19 protein-coding genes are annotated in these 17,581 nt (G+C 70.9%); 9 read left to right on the top strand and 10 right to left on the bottom strand.

Annotated features, from left to right (window positions below):
* Positions 1-116 precede the first annotated feature (116 nt).
* From uraD to ACFY3C_RS20280, 6 genes are all read left to right on the top strand, one after another.
* Positions 117-629 (top strand): 2-oxo-4-hydroxy-4-carboxy-5-ureidoimidazoline decarboxylase, encoded by a 513-nt coding sequence (uraD, locus tag ACFY3C_RS20305; RefSeq protein ID WP_386576304.1) that lies wholly within the window; start codon positions 117-119, stop codon positions 627-629.
* A gap of 4 nt (positions 630-633) precedes the next feature.
* Positions 634-1,035, top strand: a complete 402-nt coding sequence (uraH, locus tag ACFY3C_RS20300; RefSeq protein ID WP_386576302.1) for a hydroxyisourate hydrolase — start codon at positions 634-636, stop codon at positions 1,033-1,035.
* An 8-nt stretch (positions 1,036-1,043) separates the two neighbouring features.
* Entirely contained in the window at positions 1,044-1,979 is a 936-nt protein-coding gene (gene pucL / locus ACFY3C_RS20295; protein ID WP_390771727.1) for a factor-independent urate hydroxylase, read from the top strand.
* Positions 1,980-2,098: 119 nt separating this feature from the next.
* Positions 2,099-3,478: an 8-oxoguanine deaminase gene (locus tag ACFY3C_RS20290; RefSeq protein ID WP_390771726.1), complete on the top strand. Its 1,380-nt coding sequence runs from the start codon at positions 2,099-2,101 to the stop codon at positions 3,476-3,478.
* Between the two features lie 66 nt (positions 3,479-3,544).
* The gene (locus tag ACFY3C_RS20285; protein ID WP_390771725.1) at positions 3,545-5,098 is read left to right on the top strand and encodes a nucleobase:cation symporter-2 family protein; all 1,554 of its coding nucleotides are present in this window, start codon (positions 3,545-3,547) and stop codon (positions 5,096-5,098) included.
* Positions 5,099-5,172: 74 nt separating this feature from the next.
* On the top strand, positions 5,173-5,793 hold the full coding sequence (locus ACFY3C_RS20280) for a TMEM175 family protein (RefSeq protein WP_386576296.1): 621 nt from the start codon (positions 5,173-5,175) through the stop codon (positions 5,791-5,793).
* Here ACFY3C_RS20280 and ACFY3C_RS20275 read toward each other — a convergent pair.
* Together ACFY3C_RS20275 and ACFY3C_RS20270 are read right to left on the bottom strand one after the other, a co-directional pair.
* Positions 5,765-6,361 carry an exonuclease gene (locus ACFY3C_RS20275; protein WP_390771724.1) on the bottom strand — a complete coding sequence of 199 codons (597 nt, stop codon included), beginning with the start codon at positions 6,359-6,361 and terminating at the stop codon, positions 5,765-5,767. The two genes, ACFY3C_RS20280 and ACFY3C_RS20275, sit on opposite strands and share 29 nt — an antisense overlap.
* 44 nt (positions 6,362-6,405) lie before the next feature.
* Complete coding sequence (locus tag ACFY3C_RS20270; protein WP_390771723.1) at positions 6,406-7,203, bottom strand: helix-turn-helix domain-containing protein; 798 nt, start codon at positions 7,201-7,203, stop codon at positions 6,406-6,408.
* 96 nt (positions 7,204-7,299) lie between these two features.
* On the opposite strand from ACFY3C_RS20270, the gene ACFY3C_RS20265 reads away from it, so the two are divergent.
* Entirely contained in the window at positions 7,300-8,154 is an 855-nt protein-coding gene (locus ACFY3C_RS20265) for an NAD(P)H-binding protein (protein ID WP_390771722.1), read from the top strand.
* On the opposite strand, the gene ACFY3C_RS20260 is transcribed toward ACFY3C_RS20265, so the two are convergent.
* Positions 8,141-9,598, bottom strand: coding sequence for an MFS transporter (locus ACFY3C_RS20260; RefSeq protein WP_390771721.1), 1,458 nt, complete (start codon positions 9,596-9,598; stop codon positions 8,141-8,143). The genes ACFY3C_RS20265 and ACFY3C_RS20260 overlap by 14 nt on opposite strands.
* Positions 9,599-9,689: 91 nt before the next feature.
* Here ACFY3C_RS20260 and ACFY3C_RS20255 point away from each other — a divergent pair, with 91 nt between their 5' ends.
* A complete protein-coding gene (locus ACFY3C_RS20255) occupies positions 9,690-10,091 on the top strand; it encodes a winged helix-turn-helix transcriptional regulator (RefSeq protein WP_386576291.1) in 402 nt (133 codons plus the stop codon).
* An 11-nt stretch (positions 10,092-10,102) separates the two neighbouring features.
* Here the strand turns inward: ACFY3C_RS20255 and ACFY3C_RS20250 are convergent, their stop codons facing one another.
* From ACFY3C_RS20250 to ACFY3C_RS20220, 7 genes are all read right to left on the bottom strand, one after another.
* Entirely contained in the window at positions 10,103-10,525 is a 423-nt protein-coding gene (locus ACFY3C_RS20250) for an acyl-CoA thioesterase (RefSeq protein WP_390771720.1), read from the bottom strand.
* 53 nt (positions 10,526-10,578) lie between these two features.
* On the bottom strand, positions 10,579-11,202 hold the full coding sequence (locus ACFY3C_RS20245; protein ID WP_390771719.1) for a hypothetical protein: 624 nt from the start codon (positions 11,200-11,202) through the stop codon (positions 10,579-10,581).
* Between the two features lie 272 nt (positions 11,203-11,474).
* Positions 11,475-12,074, bottom strand: a complete 600-nt coding sequence (locus ACFY3C_RS20240) for a histidine phosphatase family protein (protein ID WP_390771718.1) — start codon at positions 12,072-12,074, stop codon at positions 11,475-11,477.
* 88 nt (positions 12,075-12,162) lie between these two features.
* Positions 12,163-12,705, bottom strand: coding sequence for a DUF4232 domain-containing protein (locus tag ACFY3C_RS20235; protein WP_390771717.1), 543 nt, complete (start codon positions 12,703-12,705; stop codon positions 12,163-12,165).
* A gap of 32 nt (positions 12,706-12,737) precedes the next feature.
* On the bottom strand, positions 12,738-14,399 hold the full coding sequence (locus ACFY3C_RS20230; protein WP_390771716.1) for a trypsin-like serine peptidase: 1,662 nt from the start codon (positions 14,397-14,399) through the stop codon (positions 12,738-12,740).
* A gap of 476 nt (positions 14,400-14,875) precedes the next feature.
* Positions 14,876-15,307, bottom strand: a complete 432-nt coding sequence (locus tag ACFY3C_RS20225) for an SRPBCC family protein (RefSeq protein WP_386576284.1) — start codon at positions 15,305-15,307, stop codon at positions 14,876-14,878.
* Between the two features lie 74 nt (positions 15,308-15,381).
* Positions 15,382-16,590, bottom strand: a complete 1,209-nt coding sequence (locus tag ACFY3C_RS20220; RefSeq protein ID WP_386576283.1) for a pyridoxal phosphate-dependent aminotransferase — start codon at positions 16,588-16,590, stop codon at positions 15,382-15,384.
* An 80-nt stretch (positions 16,591-16,670) separates the two neighbouring features.
* Here ACFY3C_RS20220 and ACFY3C_RS20215 point away from each other — a divergent pair, with 80 nt between their 5' ends.
* The gene (locus ACFY3C_RS20215; protein ID WP_390771715.1) at positions 16,671-17,300 is read left to right on the top strand and encodes a winged helix-turn-helix transcriptional regulator; all 630 of its coding nucleotides are present in this window, start codon (positions 16,671-16,673) and stop codon (positions 17,298-17,300) included.
* Positions 17,301-17,581: the final 281 nt, after the last annotated feature.

Below are 17,581 nucleotides of genomic sequence, written 5' to 3'. Positions count from 1 at the left end.
GCCCCGCGTGCTTGTTACGCGGAATTTTCAACAAAGTGTTGACGTCGTGTTTCGGAGGGCGTTAGCTGTTCGCAGCCCGATCAGCACGAAGGCCGTTTCCGGCCACGGAGGCTCCCGTGACTACGACTTCCACGCCCCCGGGCCTGGCCCGGTTCAACGTCCTGGAGGAGCACGCGGCCCTCGCCGCCCTCCACGAGGCGTGCGCCTCCACCGAGTGGGGCCGGCGGCTGCTCGCCGCCCGCCCGTACGCCGCCGCCGACGACCTCTACGCCGCCAGCGACGCCGCCATGGCCGAGCTGGGCACCGCGGACCTGGAAGAGGCGATGGCCGGCCACCCGCCGATCGGCCGCCCCGAGCCCGGCGACCCGACCTCCGCGCGTGAGCAGCGCGGCATGGCCGGCGCGACCGAGGAACTCAAGGCGGAGATGCTCGAACTGAACCTGGCCTACCAGGACAGGTTCGGCCACGTCTTCCTGATCTGCGCCACCGGCCGTACCGGCGAGCAGATGCGGGACGCGGTCAAGGAGCGGATCGGTAACTCGCCGGAGCAGGAGCGGGAGATCGTCCGCACCGAGCTGGGCAAGATCAACCGCATCCGACTGGCCCGACTCGTCGAAGAGGACGCCTGAGACCATGAGCACCAGCACCACCGCCTCCGTGTCCACGCACATCCTGGACACCTCGATCGGCCGCCCCGCCGAAGGCGTCGCCATCCAGCTCAGCGCCCGTAGCGGCAGTGAAGCGGACTGGCAGGCGCTCGGCGGCTCGGCGACCGACGCCGACGGCCGGTGCAAAGACCTGCCGGCCCTGCCGGAAGGAACCACACACGTACGGCTCGACTTCGCCGTCGAGCCGTACTTCGAGAAGAAGCAAGCCGCGGCCCAGCAGGACGCCCCCGCGCTTCGGGACAGCGAGAACGGCCGGCCGGTGTTCTTCCCCGAGGTCACCATCGCCTTCGCGGTGGTGCCCGGCGAGCACTACCACGTTCCGCTGCTGCTCAACCCGTTCGGCTACTCCGTTTACCGAGGGAGCTGACCGACAACATGACCCGTTTCGTCCTGGGACAGAACCAGTACGGCAAGTCCGAGAACCGCGTCGTCAAGATCACGCGTGACGGCGACACGCACCACATCAAGGACCTGAACGTCTCCATCGCCCTGTCCGGCGACATGGAGGAGGTCCACCGCAGCGGTTCCAACACGAACGTCCTGCCGACCGACACCACCAAGAACACGGTGTACGCCTTCGCGAAGGAGTACGGCATCCAGAGCGCCGAGGACTTCGGCGTCCGGCTCGCCCGCCACTTCGTCGACGACAACGAGCCCATCCACCGGGCCCGCATCCGCATCGAGGAGTACGCCTGGGAGCGGATCGAGACCTCGCAGTCCGGCGCCCGCTTCGTCGGCGCGGACGAGGTCGCACACTCCTTCGTCCGCAAGGGCCAGGAGACCCGCGTCGCGCAGATCACCTACGACGGCCACGGCATCCAGGTGCTCTCCGGGTTCAAGGACCTGACCGTCATGAACTCGACCAACTCCGAGTTCTGGGGCTTCCTGAAGGACAAGTACACCACCCTCCAGGAGGACCACGACCGCATCCTCGCCACCACCGTCGCCACCTGGTGGCGGCACAACTGGGACGGTGTCGACTCGCACGCCCCGGACTGGGACCGCTCGTACAACGGGGTGCGCAAGCACGCGTTGCAGGCGTTCGCCGAGACCTACTCGTACTCGCTCCAGCAGACCCTCTTCGAGATGGGTGTGCGGGTGCTGAACACCCGCGACGAGATCGAGGAGATCCGCTTCTCGATGCCCAACAAGCACCACTTCCGCTCGGACCTGTCGCCCTTCGGGCTCGACAACGAGGCCAAGGACGGCGCCGTCTACTACGCCGCCGACCGCCCCTACGGCCTGATCGAGGCCACCATCCTGCGCGACGGCGCTGAGCAGCTCATCCCGGTCGACATGACCAACCTCTGACATAACCCACTTTTTTCGGCACCCGTGACCGGGGGGCGTCTCCCCGGTCACGGCACTCAAAACTCCTAGGGTCCTGCCGTGCCCTCCCCCTTCAGTCCGCTGAGCGAAAAGGACGAATCATGGCAGCAGCCCAGCGCATCGTCATCGAGAACTGTTCGATCGCGACCGTCGACGCCGCCGACACCGAGTACGCCTCCGGGTACGTGGTCATCGCCGGCAACCGCATCGAGGCGGTCGGCGCGGGCAAGGCCCCCGAGGGCCTGGAGAACGTCGTACGCCGTATCGACGCCACCGGGCATCTCGTGACCCCCGGCCTGATCAACACCCACCACCACTTCTACCAGTGGATCACCCGGGGCCTGGCCACGGACCACAACCTCTTCGACTGGCTGGTCGCGCTCTACCCCACCTGGGCGCGCATCGACGAGCCGATGGCGTACGCGGCGGCCCAGGGCTCGCTCGCGATGATGGCCCGCGGCGGCGTCACCACCGCCATGGACCACCACTACGTCTACCCGCAGGGTTCCGGCGACCTGTCGGGCGCGATCATCCGCGCCGCCCGCGAGATGGGCGTCCGCTTCACGCTGGCCCGCGGCTCCATGGACCGCAGTGAGAAGGACGGCGGCCTGCCCCCGGACTTCGCCGTCGAGACCCTCGAAGGCGCCCTCAGCGCGACCGAGGCGACCGTCAAGGAGCACCACGACGCCTCCTTCGACGCCATGACCCAGGTGGCCGTGGCCCCCTGCTCGCCGTTCTCCGTCTCCACCGAACTCCTGCGTGAAGGCGCCGAGCTGGCCCGCCGCCTCGGCGTGCGCCTGCACACCCATGGCTCGGAGACGGTCGAGGAGGAGAAGTTCTGCCACGAGCTGTTCGGCATGGGCCCGACCGACTACTTCGAGTCCACCGGCTGGCTCGGCGATGACGTGTGGATGGCGCACTGCGTCCACATGAACGACTCCGACATCGCCGCCTTCGCCCGCACCAGGACGGGTGTCGCACACTGCCCGTCCTCCAACGCCCGCCTCGCGGCCGGCATCGCCCGGGTCCCCGACATGCTGAAGGCGGGCGTCCCGGTCGGCCTCGGCGTCGACGGCACCGCCTCCAACGAGTCCGGTGAACTCCACACCGAACTGCGCAACGCCCTGCTGATCAACCGCCTCGGCAGCCACCGCGAAGCCGCGCTCAACGCCCGCCAGGCGCTGCGTCTCGGCACCTACGGCGGCGCCCAGGTGCTCGGCCGTGCGGCCGAGACCGGCTCGCTGGAGGCCGGCAAGCTGGCCGACCTGGTGCTGTGGAAGCTGGACACCCTCGCCCACGCCTCCATCGCCGACCCGGTGACCGCGCTGGTGTTCGGAGCGGCGGCCCCGGTCACTGCCTCCTTCGTGAACGGACGTCAGATCGTCGAGGACGGCCGCCTGCTGACCGTCGACGAGGACGCCATCGCCCGCTCCACGCGGGACGAGGCCCAGCGCCTGGCGCGGATCGCCGCCCAGAGCTGAGCCACCGCCGGACTCCGGCCGGGAGGGACGGCTCCCGGTCGGCAGCCGTGGACCCGAGCGGGGTCCATGGCGGCCGTCTCCGGGGCGCGCGTTCACGCGCGCGCCCCGGAACGGTCACCGTCCCCAAGCCCTCGAAGGGCCTCCGGTCCCGCACGACCGCCGCGCACCACCTCCTTGAAACCCACGTCAGAGCCGACGTGTCTAACCGCGACCGGAGGAGCCGCCGTGTCCGCTCAGATCGTTGACCCCGTCGACGAGACCCACCCAGTCGACGAGAAACTCCCCGCACTCAAGATGGCGACGAGCGGCCTGCAGCACGTGGCCGCCATGTACGCCGGAGTCGTCGCACCACCCCTGATCGTCGGCGCGGCCGTGGGCCTCTCCGGCACCGAACTCACCTTCCTCACCGGTGCCTGCCTGTTCACCGCGGGCCTCGCCACCTTCCTGCAGACCCTCGGCATCTGGAAGATCGGCGCCCGGCTGCCCTTCGTCAACGGCGTCACCTTCGCCGGGGTGGCGCCCATGACGGCGATCGTCGCCTCCCAGCACGACAAGTCCGACGCGCTGCCGGTCATCTTCGGCGCCGTGATCGTCGCAGGCCTCCTCGGCTTTCTCGCGGCCCCCTTCTTCAGCAAGGCGGTCCGCTTCTTCCCGCCGGTCGTCACCGGTACGGTCATCACCCTGATCGGCGTCTCCCTCCTGCCGGTCGCCTTCAACTGGGCCCAGGGCCCCGACCCCGCCGCGCACGACTACGGTTCGGCCACCAACCTCGGCCTGGCCGGCATCACCCTGCTGATCGTCCTGGCCCTGCGCCGCTTCACCCGGGGCTTCGTGAAGCAGATCGCGGTCCTGCTGGGCCTGATCGCGGGCACGTTGGTGGCGATACCCTTCGGGGTCACGGACTTCGGCCCGGTGGCGGACGCGGACGTGATCGGCTTCCCGACCCCGTTCCACTTCGGCGCACCGCAGTTCCAGGTCGCCGCGATCCTGTCGATGTGCGTGGTGATGGTGGTCTCGATGACCGAGTCCACGGCCGACATGCTGGCGCTCGGCGAGATCGTCGAACGCCCGGCGGACGAGCGGACCATCGCGGCCGGCCTGCGCGCCGACACCCTCGGCTCGGCCCTCAGCCCCCTCTTCAACGGCTTCATGTGCAGCGCCTTCGCGCAGAACATCGGGCTGGTCGCCATGACCCGCATCCGCAGCCGCTTCGTCGTCGCCGCCGGCGGCGGCTTCCTGGTCCTGATGGGCCTGTGCCCGATGGCCGCCTCGCTGATCGCGGTCGTCCCGCGTCCCGTCCTCGGCGGAGCCGGCGTCGTCCTCTTCGGCTCGGTGGCGGCCAGCGGCATCCAGACCCTGGTCCGGGCCGGCCTGGAGAAGGACAACAACGTCCTGATCGTCGCGGTGTCCCTGGCGGTGGGCCTGATCCCCATCACCGCACCGGACTTCTACCACGCCTTCCCGGAGACGGCGAGGATCGTCCTCGACTCGGGCATCTCGACAGGCTGCGTGGCGGCGGTCCTGCTGAACCTGGTCTTCAACCACCTGGGCAAGGACCGTGACGCGCAGGACGTGACCCACCCGATGGAATCCGGGGAGGAACTCGCCCCGGCGCACTGACCCGGCACACCGATCCGGCACGGGTTACGGCGGAAGCCGCACCCCGTGCCGTCGTCTGGGGCAGGCTTGGGCGCATGAACGAGTCCGGCCGCGTCGAGGCCTTCAGCGACGGCGTGTTCGCCATCGCCATCACCCTGCTCATCCTGGAGATCAAGGTCCCCGAGGTCGGCGAACACGGCGGCCTCTGGCACGCGTTGGGCGCTCAATGGCCCTCCTACGCCGCCTACGTGGTCAGCTTCCTGGTCATCGGCATCATGTGGATCAACCACCACCAGGTGTTCAGCTACGTCGCCCGCGTCGACCGCACGCTGATGTTCCTCAACCTGCTGGTGCTGATGGTGGTGGCCGCGGTCCCGTGGCCGACGGCGATGCTCGCGGAGTATCTGCGCGAGGACAAGGCCTCGCATGTGGCCGCCGCCGTCTACAGCCTGGTGATGGTGGCGATGGCCCTCACCTTCCAGGCCCTGTGGTGGCACCTCACCCGCACCGGTCACCTCTTCGACTCCCGCGTGGACGTCCCCGCGGCCAGAGCCACCCGCGCCCGCTTCGCCCTGGGCTCCCTGGCCTACCCGCTGACAGTGGGCCTGTCCTTCGTCTCGGCGCCCCTCACCCTCGCCGCCCACGGCCTGATCGCCCTCTACTACGGCTTCAACCAGGTCCCGGTGCCTACGCGGCAGGACCCGGCCACGCCATGAGGTTGGCGAGCATTTCGGCCTGTTCGACGGCGTCGTCGAGGGCGTGGTGGGTGTGAGGGCGGCGGGACAGCAGATGCCTCGGCATCGTGCCCTTGGCCACGGCCCGCAACGGCAGCCCCGCCTTGGTCGCGTACAGCGTCTTCATGTCCAGGCAGCCCGAGTGGCCGAAGGGGCTCTCGCCGGTGAAGCGGATCAGGTACCAGTACAGGAACGTCCAGTCGTACGACGCCGGATAGCCGCACATCACCGGCTGCGCACCCGCGCTCACCTGGCGGACCCAGGAGCTGAACTCGGCGAGGGCGACGCCCGGTTCCGCGCCCTCGGCCTGCAGCCGCGCCCGGTCCAGGCCGCTGACCGCCAGTGCTTCGGGGACGAACTCGTCGGAGATGGGGTGGAGTTCGCGGTAGAAGGTCTGCTGCTCGGGGTGGGCCGGGCGGAAGCCGTCGGCGTCCTGGGTGCCGGCGACGGCCGCTCCCAGGCTCAGCATGGAGTACGGCCCCGGGATCGGGCCGTCGGCTTCGATGTCGACGGAGATGTAGCGGCTGGGCTTGACGCGTCGTGCGGACATGGGACCGGAGCATGGCAGCAGGAGGCCTCCGTGCGCATCCGGATTCAGCCGCGGGGGACCGCCCGGCACGGGGACGTCGCGGGCAGGCGGCCGGTGAAGTACGAGCGGGGTGGGACGCCCATCAGGGCGCGGAAGTCGGATGTCATGTGGGACTGGTCGTAGTAGCCGGTGGTGGCGGCGAGTTCGGACCAGGGGGCGGTCGTGGCGCGGTCGATGACCGTGCGGACGCGGTTGATGCGGGCGTAGTGCTTGGGGGAGACGCCGACCCCTTCTGTGAACAAGTTGCGCAACTGGCGTTCACTGACGGCCAGTTCGCGGGCCACGTCACGGACCTGGGCCGGTGCCCGGTCGGTACGGACCGACAGCGCGTCGACCCCTGCCCGCAGGAGGGCCGTCCGGGCGGGGTCCGTTCCGGTGGACAGCAGCTCGGGCAGCGCCTCGGCGAGGTGCGGCACCGCCTCCCGCGGATCCAGCCACCGCACCTCGCGCGCGAGCCGGCGTGCCGCCCGGCCCGGCAGCCTGTCCAGCGGTACGACCCGGCCGGCCAGCTCGGCCGCCGGGACACCCAGCAGGGGACGGGCCGTGCCGGGCGCGAGGCGCAGCTCCACACAGGAGACATGGGTCTTGCCCTCGTAGTACCCGGCGCGCACTCGCGGTCCGACGGCCAGGACGTCGCGGTGTCCGTCCGGGGCCACGCGCAGCACCACCTTGGTGACCGCGTCGGGGAGGTGGACGAAGGCCTCGGCGGGCGAGCCGGTGACGGACACGGTCCGCACCCCCGTGATCCAGGGGCGCAGGGCCTCGGGTGTGGTCAGGGCCTGCTCGGCGGTGGCGTTCGGCACCCCTCCACCGTACGGGTGCCCAACCGCCTCGCGGGCGGGCCGATCGTGCCGGAATTTCCAAGAGATGGGCACCCCGTTCACCCCACCGTGGACCTCATGATTCTGGTGACGGGTGCCACGGGCACCATCGGAAGTGACGTGGTACGACAGCTCGCGGCGCGCGGCGAGAAGGTGCGTGCCCTGACTCGCGACCCGGCGAAGGCCCGGGTGCCCGCCGGGGTGGAGGTGGTGCGCGGGGACTACCTCGAACCCGGCTCCCTGGACGGTGCGATGGCGGGGGTGACGGCCGTGTTCCTCCTCCGTCCCCCGGGGCCGGAGGAGGGACACGACCTGGCGCTGGTCGCGGCGGCGCGGGCGGCGGGGGTGCGCAGGCTGGTGAAGCTCTCCGCCATCGGAACCGGCGATCCCGAGGTCGGCCCGGCCGGGCTGTGGCACGTGGCGGGAGAACGGGCGCTGCGCGAGAGCGGGACCGAGTGGACGGTCCTGCGGCCCTCGTCGTTCGCGTCCAACACGCTCAGCTGGGTGCAGGCGGTCGGGCGGGGCGAACCGGTGCCGAACATGACCGGCGACGGGGAGTCGGGTGTGATCGACCCGCGGGACGTGGCCGGGGCTGCGGTGCGTGCGCTGCTCGACGACGGGCACGCGGGGCGGACCTACACGCTGACCGGGCCCGAGGCGATCAGCGTTCCCGGCCAGGCCGCCGTGCTCGCCTCCGTCCTCGGCCGCCCGGTCGCCACCCGTGACCTCTCGCCGCAGGAGACACGCGAACATCTGCTCACCGCCTGGGGTTTCGACGAGGCACAGGCAGAAGGCGTCCTGACCGGCACCGCCTTCGTCCGCGGCGGGGGCAACGCGGTCGTCGCCGAGGATGTGCCGCGGATACTGGGCAGGCCGGCCAGGACGTACCGGGAGTGGGCGCAGGACCACAAGGGGGCGTTCAGCGGGGAGTGACGGGGGAGTCGGCGCTCGGACGCAGCACCACGGCCGCCAGAGCCAGCGCCGCCACCGCGAATCCCGTAGCCACGCGGAACGCCAGCCGGTATCCCTCCGCCGTGGCCGGGATCAGCTCCGCGCCCTGGTCGAGCAGGGTGTCGGTGCGGCTCGCGGCCAGCGTGGTCAGGGCCGCCAGGCCCAGCGAACCACCCACCACCTGCGTGGTGTTGAACAGCCCGGACGCCAACCCCGCGTCCTCGTCCCGGGCCCCGGACATCGCAAGACCGGTCAGCGCGGGCATCGCCGCCGCGAACCCGGCGGACAGCAACAGCAGCGGCGGCAGTACGTCGACGGCGTACGAGCCGTCGGCGGGGGCGCGGCCCAGCAGGGCCATTCCGGCGGTGATCAGCACCAGCCCGGCCAGCAGCACCCGGTGGGCGCCGAAACGGGCCACGGTCCGGGCCGACAGACCCAGCATCAGCAGACCGATGGCGACCGGGGCCGGAAGGAAGGCGGTCCCGGTCGCCAACTCGCCGTATCCGAGGATGCGTTGCAGATACAGCGCGCCGATGAACTGGAAGCCGTACATGGTGCCGATCATCAGCACCTGGACCGCGTTCGCGCCGGTCAGCAGGCGGGAGCGGAACAGGCGCAGGCGCAGGAGGGGGCGGGTCGCCCGGGCCTGGCGCACGGTGAACGCCGTGAACAGGGCGAGCGCCAGGGCCGCCAGGAGCAGGGTGGCGGTCAGGGAGCGGGTTCCGGCGCCGACGATGACGTACACCGTGAGTATCAGCGCACCCGTGACCAGCCCGGCCCCCGGATAGTCGGCGCCCCTGCCGAGTCCGGCGCCGCGCTCGGGGGCGAGGACGCGCACCGCCGCCAGCCAGGCGACCGCGCCGATCGGCAGGTTGATCAGGAAGATCCAGTGCCAGTTCAGGGCCTGGGTGAGGGCGCCACCCAGGAAGGTGCCGAGCGCCCCGCCCGCCGCGCCGACCGCGCTGAACACCGCGATGGCACGGGCCTGTTCCCGCGGCTGGGGGAAGAGAGCGACCAGCATGCCGAGGACCACGGCCGAGGTCATCGCCCCGCCGACGCCCTGCAGCGCCCGGGCCGCGATCAGCACGCCCTGCCCGGTCGCCGTCCCGCACAGCACCGAGGCCACGGTGAACACGGCGAGCCCCGAGGTGAACATCCGCTTGCGGCCCACCAGGTCACCCATTCGGCCCACCAGCAGAAGCAGTCCGCCGAAGGCGATCAGGTACGCGTTGACGATCCAGGCGAGGCCCGTACCGCTGAAACCCAGGTCGCTCTGGATGGCGGGCATCGCCACGGTGACGATGTTGCCGTCCAGGATCGTCATCAGCGCGCCCGCGCACAGAACTGCGAGGGACGTCCAGCGGGAGTAGGTTCGTGAAGGTGCCACCGTTGCCGGTGACGGGCTGTTCTCGATCGCGGTTGACATGGCTCCCCGTTTCTCATGTGCGCCTTGGTGCACGACTTGTAACGGGGTACATCGTGGGTAACCATGGAGGCCGACGTAAGGAGGCAGTCCGATGTCCCAGAGGAACACCGGTGTTACCGTCCAGGCAGTGAACGCGCAGGCGTGCCCCGTCCGCGAAGTTCTTGACAGGGTGGCCGGCAAGTGGAGCGTGCAGATCCTTGTCGCCGCAGCCCAGGGGCCCATCCGCTTCACGGAGTTGGAGCGCGGTATCGAGGGCATCAGCCGCCGCATGCTCACGCTGACCCTGCGCAACCTGGAGCGCGACGGCCTGGTGACCCGCACCGTGCATCCCACGGTGCCGCCGAAGGTGGAGTACGAACTCACCCCGGTTGCCCTTGAGCTGCACGAGACGCTGCAGCGGCTGACCGGCTGGGCCGAGGACAACAGGGTGTACATCGCCGAGGCGCGGGCCGCCTACGACGCCGAGCACCAGCCGGAGTTGCTCGACGCGTAGGCCCCGGGCGGCTAGAGACCGAAGAGGCTCAGGTCCGCGGCCAGCTCCTTGAACACCGCATCGGGGTCGGCGATCAGCCTGCGCTCCTTGAGGTTCAGCAGGCCGCCCACCGCGATGATTTCGGCCGCCACCGTGCCGTCCGTCTTGCGGACCTCCTGCCGGATCCGGAAGGTCTTGCCGCCGCTCCACTCGAACTCGCAGGTCACGTCCACCTCGTCACCGGCGAGCAGCTCGCGTTTGTAGCGGATCGTCGTCTCCAGCGCCACCGGGCCGACGCCCCGGCCGACGAGCCCCGCCTGGGTGATCCCGGCGGCCTGGAGCAGCGACCAGCGGGCGTGCTCCGCGTAGTTGATGTACACCGCCTGGTTGAGGTGCCCCTGCACATCGGTCTCGTAGCCGCGGACGGTCACACGGACGGAAAACGGTTCGGCCACTGGCTTGCCCTTCTCGCGTTCGAATCTACGGTCGACCGATCTTGGCACGCCGCTCACACCCGGCGCGGGGAGGCCAGCAGATAGCGCACCCGCGTACGTGGCTCGGTGTACTCGCCGGCCTGCCAGCCCGCCCGCTCCAGCGTGGCCGCGCACGCCCGCAGCATCTCCTCGTCCGGCGCGTACACGGCGACCGCCTCCGGCTGCGGGGTCGCCCGCACGCGGTAGCCCTCGCCGTCCGGCCCCGCCGGCCGGTGCCCGGCTGCCTCCAGGGCGAGCGCGGCGGCCCGCACCAGATGCCTCCGCTCCCAGCCGCAGGGGCGGTCCGTCGCACCGCCCGGGTTGGTCATCCGACGCAGCTCCAGCAGCCCCTGCCAGGCGCTGTGCACCTCCCGCACCCGGGCCGCACCGGACGCGGGCGCCTCCTCCTCACCGCCGACGCGCGCCGCGAAGACACCGGCGGACGGTATGGGCTCCTCCGGGGCGGCCTCGGGCACTGCCTCGCGTATGCGGTGGCCCGCTGGGGTGAGGAAGTGATCGTGCGGCGGACGCGGGTGCCGGAAGGCGAGCCCCCGCTTCACCAACGCCGCCAGCTGCGCCTCCGTCCCGCGCAGCCGCCCGGTGACCGCGTCGGCACCCTCGATCACCCGCCGCTGCGCAGCGGTCGGCGGTCGCGTCACGGCGTCCTCCCTCCGGTGCGTCAGCATCCTTGAACCGCCAGGTGAGCGGCCCGTTCGAAGCGTACGACCGGGGTCTGACAATGGGCTGGGGCCGGGGCTGGTCCGGGTTCGCGGGGTGGGTTGGTGTGTGGCCGTGGGTGATGTCGGCTGTGTCCGGGTGCGGTGGGTGGGTCGGTGTGTGCGCCGGGAGCGAGGACGGGTGGAGCCGGTCGGGTCGGTGCGTGGGACCGGGACGGATGACGGGTGGGGCCGGTCCGGGGTCGGCGGGTGGATCAGTCGTGCGGTCGTACGTTCCAGCCCGCCACCACCGGACGCCCGTGTTCCGTGCCGAGGCGGCACAGTGTGCCTGTCGCCAGGTGGAAGAGGGCCCCGTGCTGGGGGCGCAGGCCGAGGCGGCGGGCGGTGAGGACGCGCAGGAAGTGGCCGTGGGCGACCAGGACGACGGCCCCGTCGGTGTCGGCGAGCACGGCGTCCACCTTGCCCAGCATCCGGTCGGCGCGCTCCCCGACCTGCTCCAAACTCTCCCCGGGGTGCTCGGGCGGGCCCGGCGCGACGCCGTCCGTGAACAGGAACCAGCCGGGCCGGGTGCGCTGGATCTCCACGGTGGTGATGCCCTCGTACCCGCCGTAGTCCCATTCGCGCAGGTCGGCGTCGACCCGGGCGTCGTGGATCCCGATCAGTTCGGCGGTTTCCCGGGCCCGCTGCAGGGGGCTGACGAAGGCGGCACCGATGCGCTGCGAGCGGATCAGCGGCACCAACTGCTGCGCCTCCTCCCGCCCGTGCTCGGTGAGGGGTACGTCGGTCCAGCCGGTGTGCCGTCCGGACCGCGACCACTCGGTCTCACCGTGCCGGACGAGAAAGAGGTCACCCACGTCAGCGCCCTTCCCGCTCGCTTCCCAGCACCGTGTCACACGCCCGTGGCGACCTGCAGAACGGACTGGGCCAGACGGGCCGCCGCGCTCAGTTCCCCGCCGGAGCGTGGTGCGGTGGCGCCAGGGACAGGGTCTCGCCGCAGGCGTCGATCACGGTGGTCTTCCGGTGCCGGTCCAGGACCGGGACGACGGTGCGGTCGGAGTCGTGCGGAGCCCAGAGCACCGCCTCGCCCTGCCGCACGCACCAGTCGCCGGCACCCTTCGTGCCGCGGGGCGTGTAGTGCACGTCGACGGTGACCGTCGCCTTCGCGGCCAGCGAGAAGGAGGCGGGGTGCCCGTGCCCGGCGCCGTCGATGCTCTCCGCCTTCCCGTTGTGGATCTCGATGCCCGGGTAGCCGTTGAACACACAGGTGTCCGGGCCCTTGTTGACGGCCGTCAGCCGCGCCTCGCCCCGGCTGCCGCCCCTCTCCTTGCCGAGCAGGACCAGCGTCCACTTCAGGGACGAGGTCCGGCAGTTGCTCAGTTTTGCGTCGTCGTGCGCTTCGGTGGTGGTGGTCGTGCCGCAGGCCGTCAGGGCCAGTCCGGCCGTGAGGACGGCCAGGCCGCCGGTCAGACGAGTCGTGGCTCGCATGGTTCCCCCTGAACCTCTGGGTGGGTGAGTGGTCAAGTGCCGGGGTGGACCAGCGTGTTCTCCGTGCCGAGAGCCTTGGCGCCGGTGTCGGCGTACAGGGTCGTCTCGCCGTCGGACCAGCGGACGATCAGGTCGTCACCGGTGCGGTTGGCGGTGTAGTCGCCCGCCGTCATGACCAGGTCGTGCTTCCACAGGGCGTTCGGTCCGCGCAGGCGCGACTCGGGGCCCAGTCCCGCGGCCGAGGTGCCCGCATAGGTGTCGAGTTCACCGTCCGCCCAGCGTACGAGAACGTCCCAGGTGGCCCTGCCGCTGAAGTTCCCACTGGTGAGCAGAGTGGCGTTCTTCCAGGTGCCGTTCGGTGCCAGCAGGCGCTTCTCGGTGCCGAAGCCGCCGGCGCCGACGGAGGTGTAGAGGGTCAGTTCGCCGTCGGACCAGCGGACCAGCAGATCGCCTGCGCGCGTGCCGCGGTGGAACCGCCCGGCCGAGATCTGGGCGGCGTTCTTCCAGACCGAACCGGGCTTCGCCATCCGGACCTCCCGGCCCAGGCCCGAGGCGCTGACGTCCGGGTAGAGGGTGACCTCCCCGTCGGACCAGCGCACCAGCAGGTCGGACAGAGCGCTGCCCGCGAAGTCCCCGCCGGTGATCGTCCGGGCGTGCGTCCAGGTGGAGTTGGCCGGCCGCAGCCGCTTCTCGGGCCGGAACCCGCCCTTGCCGTCACCGGGATACAGCGTGGTCCCGCCGTCCGACCAGACCACGACCAGGTCGCTGCGGTGATCGCCCGTGTAGTCACCGGAGGCGGTCAGCCTGGCGTGCTGCCACCGGCGCGCTCCGCCCGGGAGCTTGGCCTCGATCCCCTTGTACGGGGGCAGGTCGGACGGCGGGTCCTGCCCCGCGACGGCGTAGGCGAGGAGGTTGGCGGCGTCGGCGCCGAACGCCGGGGCGTAGCTGATGTAGTCGGCGTTCGCGTCGTTGCCGCCGCCGTTGTAGCCACCGAGGTTGCCGATGACGTGACCGCTGGTGGCGTCGTCCTTGTAGTCGGTGATCCAGGGGCTGCCGGAGACACCGCCGTAGTAGCCGCCGCAGGTCATGGACATCTGCCGGTACCCGGGGAGTTGCTTCGTCGGCACCGTGCACTTGACGGCGCGTCCGGCGCCGTTGTGCGCGTGCGACGGGTACCCGACCACCGTGACGCCCCGGTGCGTGTAGCCGGACGGCCGGGTGAAGGTCAGCCCGCCGCCCACGGCGTCCTGGAGCTGCTTGCCCTGCTGGTTCGCCGAGACGCGGGCGAACGCGGTGTCCAGGTCGGACCAGGGCTTCTTGGTGGTCGTCGAGCCGTGGTCGGGGACGTAGCGCGGGTCGATGTAGATGTGCTGGATGTGGAAGATGCCGTAGGGCTGCCGGTCGGGGCCCGCTCCCTTGACGAACTTCGGGACGAAGATGTAGTCGCTCTTCATGCTCAGCCCGCAGTGGGCCGCGGTGAGCACGATGTTCTTCGACGCGGTGGCGATCACACTGCCGGTGCAGTGCCAGGCGGTGCCGCTCGGCCCGCCGGAGCCGAAGAACGTGCCCACGAGCCGGGTCCCGCCGAACGGGGTGCCCGTGGGCCGGGCTGCCGCCGCCGCACCGGGCCTGCCGGACGCGGACGGCGCCGACCGGACCGACCGGACCTCGTCCAGCGGCCGGGCGCCCGCCATGCGCCCTGCGGTCCAGAACCGGGCGGCTTCCTGGGCTTCTTTTCCTGAGTCCGTTTTTCCTGTGTCCGCTCCTGTGTCCGCCTTCACGGGCGGGGTCGGAGACGGCGGGGGCGGAGACGGCGAGGTCGGAGACGGTGGGGTCGCAGACGGTGAAGGCGATGCGGCCTGCGCGGCGGTCGGAGCCGCGAGTGCGAGTATCGCCACGGACAGGACGCTGACGACCGTCCTGCCTCTTCGGTACGACAACAAGTAGGTTCCCCCTGGTTCACGAAAGCCGGACCAGAGGGACGAGTGGCCGCCGCTGCGACGCTGGTCAGGCGCACGCACGCGGACGGCTTCGCCGCGAACTTCGGTGGATCCCCCCGGTCGTGCCGCCGCCGGATGACGACGGGAACCAGGCGATCTTCGCATACAACAGTGCGAAGCCCCCTGTCGGTGATCACCGACAGGGGGCAGCAGCCTGGGACTGCCTCAGCTCACCGTCTCTGTTCCGCGTACTCCTTGAACTGCTCCAGATCGCTGCGGACGAGCCGCTCGATCGCGGTCGCCTGGGCGAAGCCCTTCGGCCCGCCGAACGTGGCCCGGACGGTGTCGGGGTCGTACTCCAGCCGGGCCTGGACCCGGGTGTGGCCCCGGTCGATCGGCTGCAGGGAGAAGGAACCTCTCAGCTCCGGGGAGCCCGTGGTGCGCCACTCCATCACGCGTTCCCCCGTACGGTCGGACAGCTCGGCGTCGAGCTCCCGGGTCCCGCCGCCCGCCTCGACGTTCAGATGCGTACGGCCTCCTCCCTCCGTATGGGCGTCGCGCACGCCGGCCACGAAGCGTGAATAGTCCTCCACCCGGTGGAGGCTGTCCCAGGCCCTGTCGATCGTCACCCCGACATCTACGTGTTCTTCCAGGGTGCTCATGGCTCACCTCCAGGGTTGGATCATGCCCCGTACCTTCTGCTTCCAGTGTGCGCCCGGCACGGGACCGCGCACCGTCACTGCCGGTAGCCGCTCAGGAACCGTCCGATCCGCCCGATCGCCGCCTCCAGGTCCTCCGCGTGGGGCAGGGTGAGGATGCGGAAGTGATCGGGGCTCGGCCAGTTGAAGCCGGTGCCCTGGACCACCTGGATCTTCTCCCGCAGCAGCAGGTCCAGGACGAACTTCTCGTCGTCGTGGATCTTGTGGACCTTCGGGTCCAGGCGCGGGAAGGCGTACAGCGCGCCCTTCGGCTTCACGCAGGACACGCCCGGGATCTCGTTGAGCTTCTCCCAGGCCACGTTCCGCTGCTCGTACAACCGGCCGCCCGGAGTGGCGAGTTCGCGGATGGACTGGCGGCCGCCGAGCGCGGCCTGGATGGCGTACTGGGCGGGCGCGTTGGCGCACAGACGCATGGAGGCCAGCATGGTCAGGCCCTCCAGGTAGTCCTTCGCGTGCTGCCTGGGGCCCGTCACCACCAGCCAGCCGGAGCGGAAGCCCGCGACCCGGTACGTCTTCGACAGGCCGCAGAAGGTGAGGACGACCAGGTCGGGGGCGAGGGCGGCGGCGGAGTGGTGGACGGCGTCGTCGTAGAGGATCTGGTCGTAGATCTCGTCGGCGAAGACCATCAGGCCGTGCCGGCGGGCCAGGTCGAGGATGCCCTCCACGACCTCCTTCGGGTAGACCGCGCCCGTCGGGTTGTTCGGGTTGATGATGACCACGGCCTTGGTGCGGTCGGTGATCTTCGACGCCATGTCGGCCAGGTCCGGGTTCCAGTCGGCCTGCTCGTCGCACAGGTAGTGGACCGCCTTGCCGCCGGCCAGGGTCGTCACCGCCGTCCAGAGCGGGAAGTCCGGCGCGGGGATGAGGATCTCGTCGCCGTCCTCGACCAGCGCCTGTACGGCCATGGACACCAGCTCCGAGACGCCGTTGCCCAGGAACACGTCGTCGACGCCGACCTCCAGGCCGAGGGTCTGGTAGCGCTGGGCGACCGCCCGGCGGGCCGAGAGGATGCCGCGCGAGTCCGTGTAGCCGTGCGCCTGGGGCAGCATCCGGATCATGTCCTGGAGGATCTCCTCCGGCGCCTCGAACCCGAACGCCGCGGGGTTGCCGGTGTTCAGGCGCAGCACGCTGTGGCCCGCCTTCTCCAGCGCGTTGGCGTGCTCTATCACCGGGCCGCGGATCTCGTAACAGACCTCGCTGAGCTTGTTCGACTGCCGGAACTCCATGCGCCCCTCCGGAAACTCGTGTTGCTTGGTTTTACCAAGTAGGAGCTTGGAAAGTCCAACAACCCGTCTAGACTCGCCGCATGTCTCCTCGCCGAAGCTACGACCAGTACTGCTCCGCAGCGCGCGCGCTCGACCTCGTCGGCGACCGCTGGACCCTGCTGATCGTCCGGGAACTGCTCGCCGGCCCCCGCCGCTACACGGACCTGCACGCGGATCTGCCCGGCGTGAGCACGGACGTACTCGCCTCACGGCTGAAGGACATGGAACGCGACGGGCTCACCAGCCGACGGCGACTGCCGCCGCCGGGTGCGGTGTACGTGTATGAACTCACCTCCCGTGGAAGGCAGTTGCTGCCCGTGCTGCAGGCGCTCGGGGAGTGGGGGCAGAGCGAGCTGGGGGAGCGGCGGCCGACGGACGCCGTGCGCGCCCACTGGTTCGCGCTGCCCCTGCTGCGGGCCCTCGAAGGAGAAGAGGGGCTCGTCGAAGTCCGGCTGGAGGAGGGGGACTTCCATCTGCGCGTCGGCGCCGAGGAGGGTCCCGTGTACGGCGACGGGCCCGCGCCCCGCGAGGCGAACGCGCGGCTTCAGCTGGACGCCGAGACCTGCGCGGCCGTCGCCGGCGGCGAGTTGAGGCTGCTGGACGCCGTCCGGGCCGGCCGGGTGACGGTGACCGGCGAGGGCACGCTGGCCAAGGCCCTGCGGGAGGCGTGAAACGGGGCTGCCGGCTTGGGCCGAGCGCACGGGTCGGCGGCGCTCCGGCAGCGCGCCCGCTCCGGCAGCTGGCCGCGCGGTGGCGGCTCGCCGCCCTCGGGTAGTTGGCTGCGTTCTGGCAGTTGGTTGCGTTCCGGCGGTCGGCGGCGCTCTGGCAGCTTGCTGTGCTCTGGCGGCTGGCCATCCTCGGGTAGTTGGCTGCGTTCTGGCAGTTGGTTGCGTTCCGGCGGTCGGCGGCGCTCTGGCAGCTTGCTGTGCTCTGGCGGCTGGCCATCCTCGGG

Origin of the sequence: Streptomyces sp. NPDC001410 (assembly GCF_042895235.1) — a bacterium.
GTDB lineage: Bacteria > Actinomycetota > Actinomycetes > Streptomycetales > Streptomycetaceae > Streptomyces.
Note: the sequence above shows the minus strand (reverse complement) of the source record. Positions and strands in the feature narration are given on the sequence as shown.